At 71.4% G+C, this 16,258-nt stretch carries 18 protein-coding genes; 10 read left to right on the top strand and 8 right to left on the bottom strand.

From position 1 onward, the window contains the following. Positions 1 to 13: 13 nt before the first annotated feature. Positions 14 to 1,444, top strand: a complete 1,431-nt coding sequence (locus AC1DDU_RS17225) for an amidase (protein WP_477436220.1) — start codon at positions 14 to 16, stop codon at positions 1,442 to 1,444. A gap of 77 nt (positions 1,445 to 1,521) precedes the next feature. Here the strand turns inward: AC1DDU_RS17225 and AC1DDU_RS17220 are convergent, their stop codons facing one another. Beyond that, positions 1,522 to 2,100: a TetR/AcrR family transcriptional regulator gene (locus tag AC1DDU_RS17220; protein WP_477436218.1), complete on the bottom strand. Its 579-nt coding sequence runs from the start codon at positions 2,098 to 2,100 to the stop codon at positions 1,522 to 1,524. Between the two features lie 126 nt (positions 2,101 to 2,226). Here AC1DDU_RS17220 and AC1DDU_RS17215 point away from each other — a divergent pair, with 126 nt between their 5' ends. Beyond that, positions 2,227 to 2,907 carry a GNAT family N-acetyltransferase gene (locus AC1DDU_RS17215; protein ID WP_477436216.1) on the top strand — a complete coding sequence of 227 codons (681 nt, stop codon included), beginning with the start codon at positions 2,227 to 2,229 and terminating at the stop codon, positions 2,905 to 2,907. A gap of 56 nt (positions 2,908 to 2,963) precedes the next feature. On the opposite strand, the gene AC1DDU_RS17210 is transcribed toward AC1DDU_RS17215, so the two are convergent. Beyond that, complete coding sequence (locus tag AC1DDU_RS17210) at positions 2,964 to 3,227, bottom strand: DUF6458 family protein (protein WP_477436214.1); 264 nt, start codon at positions 3,225 to 3,227, stop codon at positions 2,964 to 2,966. A 263-nt stretch (positions 3,228 to 3,490) separates the two neighbouring features. Between AC1DDU_RS17210 and AC1DDU_RS17205 the strand changes: the two genes are divergently transcribed. From AC1DDU_RS17205 to AC1DDU_RS17185, 5 genes are all read left to right on the top strand, one after another. Beyond that, positions 3,491 to 4,387, top strand: coding sequence for a hypothetical protein (locus tag AC1DDU_RS17205; protein WP_477436212.1), 897 nt, complete (start codon positions 3,491 to 3,493; stop codon positions 4,385 to 4,387). A 9-nt stretch (positions 4,388 to 4,396) separates the two neighbouring features. After that, positions 4,397 to 5,317 (top strand): hypothetical protein, encoded by a 921-nt coding sequence (locus AC1DDU_RS17200; protein WP_477436210.1) that lies wholly within the window; start codon positions 4,397 to 4,399, stop codon positions 5,315 to 5,317. Positions 5,318 to 5,386: 69 nt separating this feature from the next. Next, positions 5,387 to 6,727 carry an MFS transporter gene (locus AC1DDU_RS17195; RefSeq protein WP_477436208.1) on the top strand — a complete coding sequence of 447 codons (1,341 nt, stop codon included), beginning with the start codon at positions 5,387 to 5,389 and terminating at the stop codon, positions 6,725 to 6,727. Positions 6,728 to 6,783: 56 nt separating this feature from the next. Next, positions 6,784 to 7,698 carry a pseudouridine-5'-phosphate glycosidase gene (locus tag AC1DDU_RS17190; RefSeq protein ID WP_477436206.1) on the top strand — a complete coding sequence of 305 codons (915 nt, stop codon included), beginning with the start codon at positions 6,784 to 6,786 and terminating at the stop codon, positions 7,696 to 7,698. Beyond that, a complete protein-coding gene (locus AC1DDU_RS17185; protein WP_477436205.1) occupies positions 7,698 to 8,540 on the top strand; it encodes a carbohydrate kinase family protein in 843 nt (280 codons plus the stop codon). Before AC1DDU_RS17190 ends, AC1DDU_RS17185 begins: the two co-directional genes overlap by 1 nt. A gap of 2 nt (positions 8,541 to 8,542) precedes the next feature. On the opposite strand, the gene AC1DDU_RS17180 is transcribed toward AC1DDU_RS17185, so the two are convergent. Further along, entirely contained in the window at positions 8,543 to 8,989 is a 447-nt protein-coding gene (locus AC1DDU_RS17180; protein WP_477436203.1) for an SRPBCC family protein, read from the bottom strand. Then, positions 8,982 to 9,371 (bottom strand): ArsR/SmtB family transcription factor, encoded by a 390-nt coding sequence (locus tag AC1DDU_RS17175; RefSeq protein ID WP_477436201.1) that lies wholly within the window; start codon positions 9,369 to 9,371, stop codon positions 8,982 to 8,984. The genes AC1DDU_RS17180 and AC1DDU_RS17175 overlap by 8 nt, the downstream gene beginning before the upstream one ends. A gap of 93 nt (positions 9,372 to 9,464) precedes the next feature. Between AC1DDU_RS17175 and AC1DDU_RS17170 the strand changes: the two genes are divergently transcribed. Further along, on the top strand, positions 9,465 to 10,034 hold the full coding sequence (locus AC1DDU_RS17170) for a dihydrofolate reductase family protein (protein WP_477436199.1): 570 nt from the start codon (positions 9,465 to 9,467) through the stop codon (positions 10,032 to 10,034). Continuing rightward, the gene (locus AC1DDU_RS17165; protein ID WP_477436197.1) at positions 10,031 to 10,510 is read left to right on the top strand and encodes a DUF2087 domain-containing protein; all 480 of its coding nucleotides are present in this window, start codon (positions 10,031 to 10,033) and stop codon (positions 10,508 to 10,510) included. Before AC1DDU_RS17170 ends, AC1DDU_RS17165 begins: the two co-directional genes overlap by 4 nt. Positions 10,511 to 10,515: 5 nt before the next feature. On the opposite strand, the gene AC1DDU_RS17160 is transcribed toward AC1DDU_RS17165, so the two are convergent. The 3 genes from AC1DDU_RS17160 to AC1DDU_RS17150 are packed head-to-tail and all read right to left on the bottom strand — an operon-like array spanning position 10,516 to position 13,770. Beyond that, complete coding sequence (locus tag AC1DDU_RS17160; protein WP_477436195.1) at positions 10,516 to 11,277, bottom strand: SGNH/GDSL hydrolase family protein; 762 nt, start codon at positions 11,275 to 11,277, stop codon at positions 10,516 to 10,518. Between the two features lie 36 nt (positions 11,278 to 11,313). Further along, on the bottom strand, positions 11,314 to 12,690 hold the full coding sequence (locus tag AC1DDU_RS17155; RefSeq protein WP_477436193.1) for an MFS transporter: 1,377 nt from the start codon (positions 12,688 to 12,690) through the stop codon (positions 11,314 to 11,316). Between the two features lie 36 nt (positions 12,691 to 12,726). Further along, complete coding sequence (locus tag AC1DDU_RS17150; RefSeq protein WP_477436192.1) at positions 12,727 to 13,770, bottom strand: LLM class flavin-dependent oxidoreductase; 1,044 nt, start codon at positions 13,768 to 13,770, stop codon at positions 12,727 to 12,729. Between the two features lie 88 nt (positions 13,771 to 13,858). On the opposite strand from AC1DDU_RS17150, the gene AC1DDU_RS17145 reads away from it, so the two are divergent. Beyond that, positions 13,859 to 14,515 (top strand): phosphoribosyltransferase, encoded by a 657-nt coding sequence (locus AC1DDU_RS17145; RefSeq protein ID WP_477436190.1) that lies wholly within the window; start codon positions 13,859 to 13,861, stop codon positions 14,513 to 14,515. A 22-nt stretch (positions 14,516 to 14,537) separates the two neighbouring features. On the opposite strand, the gene AC1DDU_RS17140 is transcribed toward AC1DDU_RS17145, so the two are convergent. After that, complete coding sequence (locus AC1DDU_RS17140) at positions 14,538 to 16,211, bottom strand: DUF885 domain-containing protein (protein ID WP_477436188.1); 1,674 nt, start codon at positions 16,209 to 16,211, stop codon at positions 14,538 to 14,540. Positions 16,212 to 16,258: the final 47 nt, after the last annotated feature.

Here is a 16,258-nt window from a genome sequence, read left to right as displayed (position 1 = left end):
AGGAGCTCTTGCCATGACCGAACCCCTTGCCTTCCTCACCGCGCACGAGGTGCTGGATCGCTACCGCGCCGAAAGCCTGACCCCGGCGGAGTACATCGGCGCCCTTCGCGCGCACATCGAGCTCGTGCAACCCGTCGTCAACGCCGTGACAGGTGAGGTGCTGCCGCTGGACGCGGCGATCGCGGAATCGACCCGGCGCTGGGCCGACGGCACGGCGCGGGCGCTCGAAGGCCTCCCGGTCATCATCAAGGAGGCCCAGGCGATCCAGGGGCACCCGGTGACGCTGGGGTCCCCGCTGCTGGGAGACATCGCCGAGACCACGCACCCGATCGTCGAGCGGATCCTCCAGGCGGGCGGCATCCCGTTCCTCCGGGCGACCACGCCGGAGTTCTGCATCGCGGCGTTCACGCGCACCCGCATGTGGGGCATCACGCGCAACCCGTGGAACCCTGCCTATGCCGTCGGCGGATCGTCCGGCGGCTCGGGCGCGGCGCTCGCCGCCGGATACGCGCCGCTGGCGACCGGCTCCGACATCGGCGGGTCCACGCGCATCCCGGCGTCGATGAACGGCGTGGTCGGCTACAAGCCGCCCTTCGGCCGCGTGCCGACGGTGCCGGGGAACTACATGGACGACTTCTGCACCGACGGTCCGATGGGACGCACCGTACTCGACGTCGCGCTGTTGCAGAACGCCATCGCGGGGCAGCATCCGATGGATCAGATGAGCCTGCCCGATCGCGCACCGCTCATGCCCGACGCCGACTTGACGGGACGCCGCATCGCCCTTGCGACGACGTTCGGGGACTACCGTGTGGTCTCCGAAGTGCGCGAGGCGGTCGCGCAGGCGGCGCAGTGGCTGCGCACCGCGGGCGCGGTGGTCGAGGAGGTCGAGGTGCCGCTGGACCACCGTTTCGTCGCGGACACCGCGTGGGCGCACTTCGGCTCGAGCTTCGTGCCGTGGATCGAGTCGGTCCTCGAGGGACGGACCGACCTCGCTGAGCCGCCCACGCTCCAGGCGATCGAGCTCGCACGGGGCGCGGCCGCAGAGATCGGCCCGCTCGAGGTGGAGGAGCGCAAGATCGCCGTGCACCTGGTGCTGGCGCGGCTCTTCCAGGACTACGACGCCCTGGTGTGCCCGGTCGCGTCGATCCCCGCGTTCCTGGCCGACGAGTACTACGAAGACGGGATCACCATCGACGGCGAGCATCACGCGAGTCACGTCGAGGCGATGCTGACGATGCCGTTCAACATCGCCAACCGCAACCCGGTCCTGGCGGTGCCGGTAGCGCGTTCCGCGCACGACGTGCCCATCGGGGTCCAGGTGGTGGCGCGTCCGTACGACGACGCCACGGTGTTCGACGTGGGCCTCGCGATCGAGCGGGCGCGCGGTGACTGGTACACGACCGCTCAGCACCGGCCGCGCGCAGGCGTGACAGCCGGCTAGCGCCCAGGGCGGCAGCGGGATGGACGCACCATCCCGCGGAGCGAGCGCCGCGCGCCCACCACGGGGCGCTCGCCCCTTCAGCGCGGTGTGATCGACCCGGCGAGGAGCGCCGTGACGACCTCGCGGATGCTGTCCTGATCCGGGAGCACGCCCGCCGCCCCCGCGGTCAGCAGGTGCACGCTGCCGACCAGGGCGAGGGCGAGCACCGCGGTGTCCGCGTCGGCACGGATCCACCCGACCTCGCGCTCGGCGGCGAGCACATCCGCCAGCACGGATGCCGCGTCACCCAGCAGCGGGATCCCCCGCCCTCCTTCGGGGTCGACGCGCCGCCGGACATCGTCACGGGTGATCACGATGGTGACCAGCCCGGTCATCGTCGGCGTGAAGATCTGCTCGATCACGTCCGCCACGGCCGCCGGCGCGGACGTCGCCACGGCCGGCTCGACCGCGCGGATGCGGGAAGCCTCCTCCGTGACGAGCGCCGTGAGGTAGGCGTCGAAGTCGGCGAAGTGGCGGTGGAGGACGCCCTTGGCGACGCCCGAGGCGTCCGTGACCGCTCGGCTGGTCAGCCCGCTCGGGCCGTCGGCGGCGAGCACGATGCGGCCGGCATCGAGCAGCATGGTGCGGGCGTCGGCGAGAGATCGACCAGTCGGCATGTTCCATCCTAGTGGGCAGGCGCCCATTCGAGTGGGCGCCTGCCCATTCTACGTCGATTCGGACGGGACCTGGCCATTTCCGTGGCCCCCTCCCGAGCCCGGGGTCGGATCTGACAGACTTCCGAGATGCCGCACCCCGACGCTCTCGCCCACCTCTGGCCGGCTTCGACGGTGCGTGTGCGCTCCGGAGACCTCGAGCTCCGATGGATCGACGACGACCTGCTCGTCGAGCTCGCGGAGCTGGCGGGACGCGGCATCCACGATCCGGGTGCGATGCCCTTCGAGCACCCGTGGTCGCGCGGCACGGCGGAGGAGGTCGCACGCAGCGTGCTCACGTATCAGTGGGCGGCCCGCTCGCGGGTCTCCCACACGGCGTTCGCGCTCGAACTCGCCGTCGTCCATGAGGGCGTCCCGGTCGGCATCCAGGGCATCACGGCCGACGAGTGGCCGGTGCTGCGCCGAGTGTCCACCGGTTCCTGGCTCGGGCGCCCCCACCAGGGGTACGGCATCGGCACCCGGATGCGGCTGCTCATGCTGCATCTGGCGTTCGCAGGACTCGGCGCGCAGGAGGCGACATCCGGCGCCTTCGTCGACAACGGGCCGTCGAACGCGGTCTCGCGACGTGCCGGCTACGAGCCCGACGGGGCGTTCCACGTCGCCCGTGAGGGCGCCGCGGTGCTCCACAACCGGTACGTCATGTCTCGAGAGAGATGGGAGTCCCGTCGTGCCGAGCACGAGGCGCTGCTGGGCGCCCCCATCACGCTGGAAGGGCTCGACGGCTTCGTGGCGCAGATCGACGGCGTCTGAGCGCGCCGGAACCCCGACCAAGGCGCCCCCGTGCCTGTGGTCGGGGTCCGTTCGTGTCACAGGCCGACGGTGTCGTCCGGTGTACGGGTCGTGCGGCGGGTCACCTCCACGTCGGAGGCCGGGTCGACCGCGGTGCGCGTCACGACGTCGGAGCGGCGACGGCGCATCATCATCACGAGCCCGAGGAGGAAGATCACGACTCCGGCGCCCATCAGGATGTAGCCGAGCATGTGGAGGTCGACCCAGTCGACCTGCACGTTGAGTGCGAACGCGATGACGGCTCCGATCGCGAACAGTACGATTCCTGCTCCGATACTCATGCGAAGCTCCTTTCCGGGGTGCCTGGCGGCCCTCCCCTGGCCGGGACGGGTTATCCCGGAGTCAACGCTTGCCTACAGTGCCGGGGCCAGGGAGGGGGTTGACAGCGAGCGGATGCCGCGACCCACGGCATCCGCAGCACCATTCGCGGACGGGCCGCACATGTATCAGCCGCTCCGCGGCGTCGCTCTTGTGCAGTGACGGGCGGGCTCCGGCCCCGCACGACAGCCGGGCCCCGCGTTCCTGAGCAGACAGGGAGCGGACCATGGCACGCTGGACACTGCGGGCACCCCTCGCGCGACGGACTGTGATCGCCGTCGCCGTCACGCTTCTCGTGAGTGCCGCCGCAGGTTGCGCTCCGGTCGCATCGACCACAGAAGAGCCGGCCGCGCAGCAGACGGAACCCGCTCCGAGCCCTGCTCCACCCGCACCCGGACCGGTCGGCCCGGTGGCGCCCGATGAGCCGAGCGAACCGGATCCCGTGCTGTCATGGGTGCCCCCGGGGCCGGCATCCCCGGGAGATCCCCCGGAGCAGAGCTGGTACCTGCTGCTGCGTGACCGGGACTGCGCCGCGCTCGATGCGGCGGTCCGTGCCGGTTTCGAGGCTCCTCTCTGGACCGCCGCGGCCACGACATGCGCCGCGATGGCCGGCGGCGGCGACGCCGTATGGGCTGAGGCCAAGGCGCAGGTGGACGCGCTCGATCCACCCCCGGAGGATCCGGGCAGCGGGGCGTGCCACGGCGCAGCCGTGCAGGTGGCGCTCCAGCGGGCGCTCGCGTTCCACGCCGAGCACCCCGAGGTCGAGGTCGTCACGACCGCTCCGGCGGATGGCGTCGCCTGCAAGCTGGTTCTCAACGGCGTCATCCCGCAGGAACCCGCGGAGGATGGGCACGTCTGCGGCAGTCGCTGGTACGTGCTCAACGGGCGGCTGCTCCCGACCACCGTGCTCACCGTGGACGGAAGCTCAGACGGCCTGAACCTGACCATCGGAGCGCGGGAGCACCTCTTCTTCGAGATGCCGGTCGGCACGCCCGGGCAGGAGTCCACCATCCAGGCGGCGACCCCCGATGGGGAGGTGCTGGGGACGGTCGACTTCGTGTATCCCGAGCCCGACGTGTGCGAATCCCCCAGCCCCGAGCCGTCCGCCTCTCCCTCGGAATGACGGTGCAGCATGTCGCGAGCCACGCGGTCCGCTCCCTCGAGCAACAGCGAACAAGCCGTCCCGGCCGCTCCTGAGCCCGCCGAGCCTCCGCCCGACCCGTGGTCGCGCACGCTCAAGGCGATCTCCGCGGTCGGCCCTCCCGTCACGATCGGCGCCGCGCTCCTGCTGTACTTCGGCTGGGCCCGCTCCAACGCGCAGGCCAAGGCGATGGGGCTGGACGTGAGCCTGTTCGGCTACACGCCTCAGGACTACATGCTGCGCAGCATCAACTCGCTGTTCCTGCCGCTCGCGCTGCTGACGATCGTGGCGATCGGCTGGTACGCGCTGGACCAGTACCTCCGGGCCGCGCTGGATGCCGGCAAGGGGGTCCGACTCATCCGCGGACTCGCCCGCGCGGCGATCGTCATCGGCACGATCGCGGCGGCCGCGCTCCTGCTCGTGGTGCTGATCCGGCCGGATGCCGCCCTCCCACTGCATCCGTATGTCATCGCGGTGTGCGTGCTCCTGGCCGCATGGGGACTGCGCATCCTGCGACACGCGTCACCCGGGCCCGCCTCGGCGTCCTCCCGCACGCGTCGCGTGATGGAGGCGACGTTCGTGACGACGCTCGTGACCCTCCTGCTCTTCTGGGGCACCGCGGACTTCGCCGAGTCCGTCGGCCAGCGGCTCGCCGCCGACTACGAACGCGGCGTCGCGACACTCCCCCGCGGAACCGTCTACAGCCCCGTGGAGCTCGCCATCGCGGCACCGGGAGTCGTCGAGACGTCGGTGGGCAGCGCAGACGCCCCGCTGTACCGCTACACGGGCCTGCGGCTCCTGGTCGTCAGCGGGGGGCGCCTGTTCTTCCTCCACGACGGCTGGACGCAGCAGGACGGGCACGTCATCGTCATGCCGGACGACGACAGCATCCGTTACGAGTTCCAGAACTGAGCGCGACGCCCCGTGACGGCGATCGGATGCCGCGGCAGCCGGCATCCGTTCGATGACTACCCTGGAAAGGTGTCCTCCCTGTCCCGTCCCGCCGCCGCGGGACCGGGACTGCGTGCGTGGATCATCTGGACGGTGGGCGTGGCCGCCTACGTCCTCGCGATCACCAACCGGTCGTCGCTGAGCGCCGTCGGCGTCGACGCCGCCGCGCGGTTCGACGCCGACGCCGCCACGCTGTCGATGTTCGCCGTCGTGCAGCTCGCGGTGTACGGCGGCATGCAGATCCCGGTGGGCGTGCTGCTGGACCGCTACGGGGCGCGCCCCATCATGACCATCGGGATGCTGCTGATGGCGGTGGGTCAGCTGACCATGGCGGTCTCCCCCAGCGTCGGGGTCGCGATCCTCGCCCGCTTGCTGCTGGGCGCGGGCGACGCCGCGATCTTCCCGGGCGTGCTGCGCCTCATCGCGACCTGGTTCCCGGCGCAGCGCGGGCCGCTGATGGTGCAGTTCACCGGCATCGTCGGGCAGACCGGCCAGCTCATCGCCCTCGTGCCGCTGGCCGCCCTGCTGCACGCCACCTCCTGGACGATCACCTTCGGCAGCATCGCGGGGCTCGGCGTCCTGTTCGGCATCCTGGTGTTCCTGCTCATCCGCAACCACCCGCCGGACCGCACCGAGGATGTCTCGGTCGACACCGACACCGGGGCCATTCGTGTCGTGACGTCGGCGGTCGACAACGGCGTCGGCATCCGTGCGGCGTGGGCGCACCCGGGCACGCGCCTGGCGTTCTGGTCGCATTTCACGACACCGTTCGCGGGGACGGCGTTCGTGCTGCTGTGGGGCATGCCGTTCCTCACCGCCGGCGAGGGACGCACCACCGCCCAGGCGGCGTCGATCATGTCGCTGTACGTCGTGGTCGGCATGGTGCTCGGCCCGATCATGGGCGAGCTCTCGCGCCGCATCCCGCACCTGCGCTCGCGCGCGCTCGTGCTGCCGACGATCGCCGTGCAGGCGGCGGCCTGGCTCGCCGTCATCGCCTACCCCGGTCCCGCCCCGCTGTGGCTCCTGCTGGCACTCGCCGTGGCGCTGGCCACCGGCGGTCCGGCATCCATGATCGCGTTCGACCACGCGCGCACCCACAACCCCTCGCACCGGCTGAGCACCGCCACCGGGGTGACCAACGCCGGTGGCTTCCTCGCGGCGCTCGTGGCGATCCTCCTGATCGGCCTGGCGCTGGACCTGCAGGGTGCCGGAACCCCCGCCACCTATTCGCTGGACGCGTTCCGCCTCGCCTTCCTCGCGCAGGTGCCGCTGTGGCTGCTCGGCAGCGTCTTCATCGTCATCGAACGCAAGCGCACGAGGGTCCGGATGGGCATGGACCCGCCGCGGCGACCCCGCCACCGCCGGGCCTGATCGGTACTGTGGCGATGTCCGGGCCGAACGGCCTGCCCGGTCCGGAAGGATGCCTCGTGACCGACCCGCTCGTCGTCTCCCCGGAGGTGCGTGCAGCCGTCGCGGCCGGCGCCCCCGTGCTCGCCCTCGAGTCCACGATCTTCACCCACGGACTGCCACGCCCCCGCAACCTCGAGGTGGCGCTGGACGCCGAGGCCCGCGTGCGCGCCCTCGGCGTCGTGCCCGCGACGATCGGGCTCATCGACGGCAGGCCCACGGTGGGGCTCTCCTTCGATGAGATCACCCGCCTGTCGACGACGGACGGGGTGGTCAAGGCGAGCGTGCGCGACATCCCCGTCGCGGCGGTGAAGGGATTGAGCGCCGGCACCACGGTCGCGGCCACCGCGCACTTGGCGGCACGGGCCGGGGTGCGGGTGTTCTCGACCGGCGGGCTCGGCGGCGTGCACCGCGGCGCGCCGCAGACGTTCGACGAGTCGGCGGACCTCACCACGCTGGCGGGGCTGCCACTGATCGTCGTGAGCGCCGGAGTGAAGTCGATCCTCGACATCCCGCTCACCCTCGAACGCCTGGAGACGCTCAACCTCGCCGTCGTGGGGTATCGGACGACCGACTACCCGGCTTTCTACATCGCCGACTCGGGCCACGACGTGGAGTACGCGGTCGACTCCCCCGCCGAGATCGCGGCGATCGCCCGCACGCGCGACGCTCTGGGGATCGCGTCGACCCTGCTCGTCGCGAATCCGGTGCCGGCAGACCGCGAGCTGGATCCCGCTCTGCACGACGACGTCCTCGCACGCGCGCTCGCCGCCGCCGATGCGGAGGGCATCACCGGACACGACACGACGCCGTTCCTGCTGGACTACCTCCGGCGCGAGACCGGCGGACGCAGCCTCGACGTCAACGTCGAGGTGTACCGCGGCAACGTCGACCTGGGTGCGCGCATCGCGCTCGCGCTCGCCGCGGACGCCTGATGCTCGTCGTGATCGGCGACCTGGTCGCCGACCTCATCGTCCTCGGCGGCGCGACGCTCGAGCGCGGCACCGACAACCCGGCCGAGGTGCGCCTGACGCGGGGCGGCAGTGCGGCCAATGTCGCGGTGGCGGCCGCGGCGCGGCATCCGGTCCGCTTCATCGGCCGCGTGGGCGACGACACGCTCGCGCGCGCCCTCGTGGGCGAACTCGAGGCGGCGGGCGTGGACGTCGCCGTGCAGCGCGAAGGCCGAACGGGCTCGATCGTGGTCCTGGTCGACGCCGTGGGCGAGCGCACCATGATCACCGACCGCGGCGCCGCCGCCGAGCTCGACGCGATCGACCCCGTCTGGCTCGACGGGGCCGAGTGGGTGCACATCCCGCTGTACGGGTTCGCGTCGGCGCGATCGCGCGCGGCGGTGACGGATGCCGCGGCCGCCGTCGCGGCGCACGGTGCGCGCGTGAGCCTCGACCTGTCGAGCGTCGCGACCATGCGGGAGCTCGGCGGGGCGCAGCTGCGGCGGATCCTGGCGGAGGTGCGTCCGGACGTCGTCTTCGCGAACGAGGACGAAGCGCGGACGGCGGCGGAGCTGGGCGTGACTCCCGCCGCGGCGGGCGCCTATGTCGTGAAGCGCGGAGCCGACCCGGTGCTCGTGATCGCCGACGGGCGCACCGAGCCGGTGCCGGTGACGCGCGTCGAGGACGTCGTCGATTCGACCGGCGCCGGCGATGCGTTCGCCGCCGGGTACATCGTCGCGGCGCTCGGCGGCGCCGATGCGCGCGACAGCGCCCGGGCGGGCAGCGTGCTCGCGATGAGCGCGCTGCGCCGCCCGGGCGCGCTGTGACGTCAGACGGTCTGCAGGCGCTCCAGCAGCCGCTCGATGTCGTCGACGAACGAGTTGTAGCCGGCGATCGTGGCCGCCACCTGCTCGTCGGTGAAGTCCGAGCGGTCCTGGCGGATCGTGAGGACGGTGCCGTCGCCGGTCTCATCGAGATCGAACAGCACGGGCAGTCCGGCGTCGTCGCCCGGCTGGTCGGTGAGCGTCATCGCCAGGTGCGACGGCGGTTCGACCACCTTGTACTCCCCCGCCCAGTCGATGCGGTTGCCGTCGGGCAGCAGCATGACGGCGCGGAAGGCGCCACCCGGTCGCACGTCCATCGTCAGGCTGTCCTGCGGCACCTCGACGGCGGCGGTGCCGAACCAGACGGCGAAGTGCTCGGGCTTGGTGAGGGTCTCGAACACCAGTTCGCGGGGCGCCCGCAGGGTGCGCGTGACGGTGAAGTACTCAGTCATGGTCGTTCTCCTTCTCGGTGGGTGCGGCGTGGCCGCCGGTCTGCGGATCGTGAGGGGTGCCCAGCTGCTGCAGGGCGTTGAGGTACTGATCGAGCGCACCGAGGCTGTCTTCCCAGAACTGCGCGTAGCCGCCGATCCAGTCGGATGCCGCGGCGAGCGGTCGCGCGTCGAGCCGAGCAGGACGGTACTGGGCGTTGCGGCCTCTCGTGACCAGCCCCGCTCCCTCGAGGACGCGCAGGTGCTTCGACACGGCCGCGAAGGTCATGTCGAACGGTTCGGCGAGCTCACCCACCGTCGCCTCGCCCTCGCTCAGCCGGGCGAGCATGGCCCGGCGCGTGGGGTCGGCGAGTGCCGCGAACGTACGGCTCAGTGCATCGGCCATCTCGCCCTCCTCGGTATTCAACTGCTAGGTACTATACGCACTAGTTAAATACGCGTCAACCCCTTCGTCGGACGTCCGCGCTACCGTGACCGCATGACCCGCGTGATCTTCTACACGGCCACCACACTCAACGGCTTCCTCGCCGACGACCAGGACTCCCTCGACTGGCTGTTCGCCGCGCCGGGCGGCGAGGGCGGCGACGAGGACTTCCAGCGCTTCCTCTCAGGGATCGGCGTGCTCGTGCAGGGCTCGTCGACCTATCGCTGGGTGCTCGAGCACGAGGATCTCATCGCGCACCCCGAGAAGTGGCCCGCCTATTACGGCGCACGGCCGACATGGGTGTTCTCGCGGCGCGAGCTGCCCGCCGTGCCGGGGGCCGATATCCGCTTCGCCTCCGGTGACGTCGCCGACGCATGGCCGCAGATCCGGGATGCCGCGGGCGATCGCGACGTCTGGATCGTCGGCGGCGGCGACCTGGCCGGCCAGTTCGCCGATGCCGGGCTGCTCGACGAGATCCGCCTGTCGATCGCACCCGCCACCCTGCCCTCCGGCAAGCCGCTGCTCCCCCGCCGCCTGGGCGCAGACCGGCTCCAGCTCACCGCCGCCCGGCAATCGGGCGCCTTCGCGGAGCTGACCTATGCCGTGAAGGATGCGGCGACGTGAGCGACAGATTGCGCGGAGTCCTGGCCGCTCTGCTCAACCCCGATCTGCGGACGGTCCTCGCGGAGGCCATGACCGGGCCGGAGCCGACCGAGAGTCGACGTCGCCGCGCGATCGCGCGTCTGGTCGAGCTCGGCGTCGTGCGCCAGGACGAGTCGGGCGCGCTCGTGTTCGACGATGCGGCAGTACGCGGCATCCTCTCGGAGGATCCGCCGGCCAAGCCGTCGGGGCCCGAGCGGTTCCTCGACGCGGAGGGGCGGATCGACCGCTACCCGGCGCAGCACACCGAACGCGCCGAACTGCTGCGGTGGGTCGTCGAGCGCGCGTTGCGCCCCGGCGAGGTGCTCAGCGAAGCGGAGACGAACGCGCGGCTGGAGCCCTTCACCGCGGACGTCGCGGTGCTGCGGCGCTACCTCGTGGACGCGGGACTGCTGGAGCGCACCCCTTCAGGCTCGGAGTACGCGCGAACCGCCGGCTGACGGTCTCACGGCAGGGAGGGCGGGACCTCGCTCCACTGGCCGAACTTCGGCACGCGCCCGTCGCCCGACGAGGTTCCGGTCAGCCGCCGACGTACCCACGGACCGACGTGCTCGCGGTAGTACGCGGCGCCCCGTGCGCCCGCAGGCGGCAGCGGCGGCAGCGACCACCACTGCGGATGCGGGTCCATGCCCAGTGCGTGGAGCACGCGCGCGGCGACGCGGTGGTGGCCGCGGGAGTTCATGTGCAGCCGGTCCTCCGACCAATAGGGCGGCGTCGCGAGCTCGGTGTCGAACCAGTTGTAGGCCTGCACGACGTCGGTGCGGGACGCCAGACGGTTCTCCACGGCGTGCGAGAGCAGGTCGCCGCGACGCTGGATCACCCGTCGCAGCGGAAGTTGCGCGGTGGGATTCGCGCCGGAGAGAACGATGAGCTGCACGCCCTCCTCGTCGCAGCGCCGCAGCACGGTGTCGAACGCCGATACGACGTGTGCGACGCTCGTGCGCGGACGCAGCATGTCGTTGCCGCCGCCGTTGAACGACAGGTGGGTCGGCTTGAGAGCGAGGGCGGGCTCGAGCTGCTGCTCGACGATCGGCCACACCAGCTTGCCGCGGATCGCGAGATTGGCGTACTCGATCGGTTCGCCGACGGCATCCGCCCAACCGTGCGCGACGAGGTCGGCCCAGCCGCGGACGTGCCCGTCGGGAAGCTCGTCGCCCACGCCCTCGGTGAAGGAGTCGCCGATGGCGACGTATCGAACTGATGCCACGACTTCCAGCCTAGGACCGCTCGCAGGGCCGACCGGTCATCGGTCGTCGAGCGCGGCACCCTTCCGGTCCACGAGGCCCCACGCGGCCGCCGCGGCCACGGCGAAGAACACGGCGAACACCACGAACAGCACGGGCGCGCCGCCGGCCAGCAGCAGGGGCGGCACCGCCAGCGGCGCCACGATGGATGCGATGCGGCCGACACCCGCCGCCCAGCCCGAGCCGGTGGCGCGCAGCGACGTCGGGTACATCTCCGGTGTCACTGCGTACAGCGCGCCCCAGGCGCCGAGATTGAAGAACGACAGCGCCATGCCGGCCGCGATGATCCCGGCGGGGCCGTTCGCCGTGCCGAACACGATCGCCGACGCCGCCGAACCGACCAGGAACACCGACAGCGTCGCGCGGCGCCCCCACACCTCGATGAGCCACGCCGCCGTGGCATACCCCGGAAGCTGCGCCAGCGTGATGACCAGCGTGAAGCCGAAGGAGCGGACCAGGTCGTAGCCCTGCGCGACGAGGATCGAAGGGATCCAGATGAACGCGCCGTAGTACGAGAAGTTGACGCAGAACCAGACCAGCCACAAGCATGCCGTGCGCATGCGGAACTCGGGAGACCAGAGGGCGCCCAGTCGCTGACGGAGCGAGGTCGCCGTGGCGGGCGGTGCCGTCGGCCGGCTGTGCGCGGCGGGCGATTCGGCCCCCGCGGCGGCTTCGAACGTGCGCACGACCGAGTCCGCCTGCGCGAACCGGCCCCGCCGCTCCAGCCACCGCGCCGACTCGGGCAGACCCCAGCGCACAACGAGCGCGTACGCCGCAGGGATCGCACCCAGCGCGAACGCCCAGCGCCAGCCGGCGTCGGATGCCGGGATCACGAAGTACCCGATGAGGGCGGCCAGCGTCCAGCCGACCGCCCAGAACGCCTCCAGGAGCACGATGAGACGCCCGCGCATGCGCGCCGGGGCGAACTCGCTGACGTAGGTGCTGGCGACCGGCAGCTCGGCGCCCAGGCCCAGTCCGACGAAGAACCTCAGCACCAGGAGCGCTGCCAGGCCGCCGACGAGGGCGCTCGCGCCCGTCGCGACGCCGTACACCAGGAGGGTGAGCGCGAACACCTGGCGGCGGCCGAACCGGTCGGCCAGAAGTCCGCCGACGCTCGCCCCCACGGCCATCCCGACGAACCCGATCGACGCGATCCAGGCGGTCTGCCCCGGCTCCAGGCTCCACTGCGCCGCGAGCGCCGCGATGATGAACGAGATGAGCCCGACGTCCATGGCGTCCAGCGCCCAGCCGATCCCCGAGCCGGTCAGCACACGCAGGTGCGCGCGGGTGAACGGCAGGCGGTCGAGGCGTTCCGAGAGCGTCACCCCGCCCGCGGGAGCCGGCGCGAGCGGGGGTCGAGACGAGGCATCCGTCATAGCGTCATGCTACGGACGCGACAGCCGCCATGGGGCTCACGCGAGCATGTCGCGCACGCGCGGGGCGACCTCGGTGCCGAACAGCTCGATCGACCGCAGCATCTTCTCGTGCGAGAGCGTTCCCGTGGAGAACTTCATGTCGAAGCGCGAGGCGCCGAGCGTGCGGACCGTGTCGGCGATCTTGCGGGCCACCGTCTCGGGCGAGCCGACGTACAGCGCGCCTTCCGGACCGACGTCGTGCTGGAAGCGCAGGCGGTTGTACGCCGGCCAGCCGCGCTCGCGGCCGATGGTGTTGTTCATCGCCTCGAAGCCCTCGTAAGCCTCGTCCCACGCCTGCTGGTCGGTCTCGGCGATGTGTCCGGGTGAGTGGACGCCGACCGGCAGCTGCGGCTGCTCGAAGGTGTCGAGGGAGCGCCGGTACAGGTCGGCGAACGGACGGAACCTCGCCGACGGGCCGCCGATGATCGCGAGCATGAGACCGAACCCGTAGCGTGCGGCGCGCACCGCGGATTCGGGCGTTCCGCCCACGCCCACCCACGCGCGCAGGCCGTTCTCGGTCTTGGGGAAGACGTCGGCGGCGTCCAGCGGCGCACGCAGCGTGCCGCTCCACGTGACCGGCTGTTCGGTGAGCAGCTGCGAGAACAGGTCGAGCTTCTCGTCGAAGAGCGCCTCGTAGTCCCGCAGGTCGAAGCCGAACAGCGGGAACGATTCGATGAACGAGCCGCGTCCGAGGATGACCTCCGCCCGCCCGTTCGAGATGGCATCCAGTGTCGAGAACCGCTCGAACACGCGCACCGGATCGTCGCTGGAGAGCACCGTGACAGCGGTGCCCAGGTGGATCCTCTCGGTCCGCGCCGCGGCGGCGGCGAGCACGATCTCCGGGCTGGAGACGGCGAACTCGCGGCGGTGATGCTCGCCCACGCCGAAGAACGACAGCCCCACCTGGTCGGCGAGCACCGCCTGCTCGACGACGTTGCGGATCGTCTGGGCGCCGCTGATGAGCTCACCGGAGGCATCGCGGGTCACATCTCCGAACGTGTCGAGTCCGAGCTCGATCGCGGCGGGGTCGAGAGAGGTCATGTCGTCTCCTTCTATGCGCCTGCATGAACCTTGGCGGCGGTCGAGGCATTCCCGAGACACCCGGTTGTGGCGAGCGTAGCGTGGAGGCATGGCACGGTTCGCGGATCGCCGGGCAGCCGGCCGCGAGCTCGCCGCCGCGCTCGAGCGGTGGCGGGGAACGGATGCCGTCGTCCTCGGCATCCCGCGCGGCGGTGTCGTGGTCGCCGCAGCGGTGGCCGACGAGCTGGGGCTGCCCCTGGACGCCGTCGTCGTGCGCAAGCTCGGTGCCACCGGTCACGAGGAGTATGCCGTCGGGGCGATCGCCGACGGCGTCAGGATCGTCACCCCCGCGGCGGTGCGCTGGGCCGGGATGTCGCCGCAGGACCTCGAGCAGGTCGAAGAGGCCGAGCGCGACGAGCTCGCGCGGCGGACGGATGCCTACGGCTCGCGGGCCGCCGATCTCACCGACCGCACGGCGATCGTGGTCGACGACGGTGTGGCCACCGGTGCCACGGCCCTCGCCGCCTGCCGATCGGTGCGCGGCCGTTCCCCGCGTCGCATCGTGCTCGCCGTGCCGGTCGCTCCCGTCGCGTGGCAGGCGCCCGCCGATGCCGTCGACGAGTTCGTGTGCCCTCATCGCGAGGCGGACTTCTGGGCCGTCGGGCAGTACTACGACCGCTTCGCCGCCACGAGCGATCGGGAGGTCATCGCGCTGCTGCGCGCTGCCTCGACGGACTCAGGGACCGGGCTGCAGCCCGGTCCCTGAGTCCTGCGTTCCTCTGCGGAGGTCAGCGAAGCAGCGCCGTGCGCAGCGTGTCGAGTCCGACCCCGCCGAGGTCGAGCGCGCGCTTGTGGAACTTCTTGATCGAGAAGTCGGCGCCTTCGCGTTCGGCGACCTCGTCGCGCAGCTGCTCCCAGATGCGCTGGCCGACCTTGTACGACGGCGCCTGGCCCGGCCAGCCGAGGTAGCGGTTGACCTCGAACTTCACGAACTCGTCGGGCATGTTGACGTTGCGCAGCATGAACTCCAGCGCGAAGTCGGCATCCCACGTGCCCTGGCCGTCGGGGCGCGGCTTCTCGAGGTGCACGCCGATGTCGAGCACCACACGGGCGGCGCGCATGCGCTGGCCGTCCAGCATGCCCAGGCGGTCGGCAGGGTCGGACAGGTAGCCGAGCTGCTCCATGAGGCGCTCGGCGTACAGCGCCCAGCCCTCGGCGTGGCCCGACGTGCCACCCAGCAGGCGACGGTACGTGTTCAGCTGCGCGCGGTTGTAGACGGCCTGCGCGATCTGCAGGTGGTGACCGGGAACCCCCTCGTGGTACACCGTCGTCAGCTCACGCCAGGTGTCGAACTCCTCGACGCCCTCGGGCACCGACCACCACATGCGTCCGGGACGCGAGAAGTCGTCGGTCGGACCGGTGTAGTAGATCCCGCCTTCCTTGGTCGGCGCGATCATGCACTCGAGCTTTCGGATCGGCTCGGGGATGTCGAAGTGGGTCTTGCCGAGCTCGGCGATCGCACGGTCGCTGGTCTCCTGCATCCACTTCTGCAGGGCGTCGGTGCCGTACAGCTTGCGGCTGGCGTCCTGCTCCAGGAGCGCGACGGCCTCCTCGACCGACGCGCCCGCCTTGATCTCGTTCGCGATCGACTCCTGCTCGGCGACCATGCGGGCGAGCTCCTCGACGCCCCAGTCGTACGTCTCGTCGAGGTCTATCGTGGCGCCGAGGAAGCGGCGCGAGTGCAGCGCGTACAGCTCGCGGCCGACGGCATCCTTCTCGTTCGCGGCCGGGGCGAGCTCGTTGGCCAGGAACGAGGCGAGCTCGTCGTAGGCGACGCGCGCCGAGTTGGCGTTGTCAGCCAGGTCGCGCGCGAGCGACGCGGGGAGCTGGCCCTCTTCGGGCGCGGCCTCCGCAGCGAAGGTCGCGAAGAAGCCGCCGTCCGCGGTGTACCGCGCGATCTGCGTCACGACCTCGACGACCTGGCGTCGGGCGGGCACGACGCCCTGCGCGATGCCCTCGCGCAGCGTCGCGACGTAGCCTTCGATGGCACCGGGGACCGCTGCCAGACGCGTCGCGACGACCGACCAGTCGTCGGAGGTCGCGGTCGGCATCAGGTCGAACGCAGAGCGGATGTCCTGTGCGTGCGACGCGATGACGTTGAGGTCGCGGAGGTTCCACTTCGCATCGTGCAGATCCAGCTCGAGTTGGATCTCGCGGGAGAGGTCGTCCTTGGTCACCGAGTCGACGTCGTCGGCCGGCGTCGCTGCCTGCAGTGCCACGAGCGTCTTGCGCCCCTCGTCGACGAGGTGCTGGTACCCGTCCGGGCTGTAGTCGCCGAACCGGTCGTTGTACTCCGACCGACCGATGTAGGTCGCGAGCGTCGGCTCGAGCTCTGCGAGCGTGTCGACCCACGCATCAGCGATCTTGTCGATCTGCGTGGGTGTGCGGGTTTCGTCTGTCATGGAACCGAGCCTAGAGATGAGACGGGATGCCGACAAACGAGAATCCG

The organism is Microbacterium sp. 05T445, from assembly GCF_056395865.1.
Note: the sequence above shows the minus strand (reverse complement) of the source record. Positions and strands in the feature narration are given on the sequence as shown.